Annotated in this window: 1 pseudogene; it reads left to right on the top strand. The window is 70.9% G+C overall.

The features are described 5' to 3' along the window. Positions 1–1,387: pseudogene (locus B2869_RS13870) on the top strand (helicase); the annotation flags it as partial.

Genomic DNA, 1,387 nt, shown 5'->3' with positions numbered 1-1,387 from the left:
GCAGCAGGTGCTCGCCCGCTGGTCGAGCTGGAGTGCGATCCCCGACGTGTTCGACGCTACGAAGGACGGCTGGGATGCCGAGCGCGCCGAGCTGCGCGGCCTGCTCGACGAGACCGACTGGGACGCCGCGGCCCGCACGACGATCAACGCCCACTACACCGACCCGCTGATCGTCCGGCAGATGTGGCGCGCCATGAGCGCGCTCGGCTTCACGGGCGGAAGCGTGCTGGAGCCGGGTTCGGGAGCGGGGACGTTCATCGGGCTCGCGCCGGGCTCGGCGCAGATGACCGGCGTCGAGCTGGACCCGGTGACGGCGGCGATCAGCCAGGTCCTCTACCCGCACGCGACGATCCGCGCCGAGTCGTTCGCAGACACCCGCCTGCCCGAAGGGCACTTCGACGCTGCGATCGGCAACGTGCCGTTCGCCGGCGTCGTCCTGCACGATCCGGTCCACAACGGCACCAAGCAGACGATGCACAACCACTTCATCCTGAAGTCGCTGCGGCTGACCCGGCCCGGCGGGCTCGTCGCGGTGCTGACCTCGCATTACACGATGGACGCACAGAATCCCGGCGCACGCCGGGAGATGAACGCCCTGGCGGATCTCGTCGGGGCGATCCGCCTGCCCACCGGCGCGCACCGCCGCGCGGCTGGCACTGAGGTGCTCACCGATCTGCTCATCTTCCGCCGCCGCGAGGACGGTCGGCCACCGGCCGACGACCTGTGGGAGACTGTCACGCCGGTCAGCATCGACGGGCGGTTGGTGAAGATCAACGCCTACTTCGACCATCGGCCCGAGCGGATGCTCGGCGCCGTCGGCGTGCAGCAGGGCATGTACGGCGCGGATACGCTCACCGTCACCGGGAACCTCGCCGAGCTGGAGAGCACACTGGCGCTCGCCGTGGACGAGATCGTGTTCGCCGGGCGCCGGCTCGGGCTGATGATGAGCGAACGCACCGCGGCGCAGCAGTCCCGCCGTGCCGCGTTCACCCCGTCCGTGCCGACCGTATGGGACGGCAGCATCGTGCCCGTCGACGGCGGCGAGTTCGCGACCGTCGCCTCCGGGGCGCTGGAACCACTCGCCGTACCCAAATCGGCGGCGACCGAACTGCGCGCTCTGCTCGGGCTGCGCGACCGGGCCACGACCCTGCTGACCCTGGAGTCGGCGACGGTGGACGACACAATCGAGGTCATCGAGGCGCGGGCGGCGCTGCGGCGCGACTACCAGAAGTACCTGGGCAAGTACGGCCCCCTCAACCGCTACGCACTGCGGCCGACCCGGCGGCAGAACCCCGCCGGTGAGGACACCTACGCGCGGATCGTGCCGACCCCGATCCGGCTGCTGCGTTCCGACCCGTTCGGGCCACTGGTGATCGCCCTGGAGCAG

It is taken from the genome of Microbacterium sp. UBA3486 (genome assembly GCF_002377845.1).
Taxonomy (GTDB): Bacteria; Actinomycetota; Actinomycetes; order Actinomycetales; family Microbacteriaceae; genus Microbacterium; species Microbacterium maritypicum_A.
Note: the sequence above shows the minus strand (reverse complement) of the source record. Positions and strands in the feature narration are given on the sequence as shown.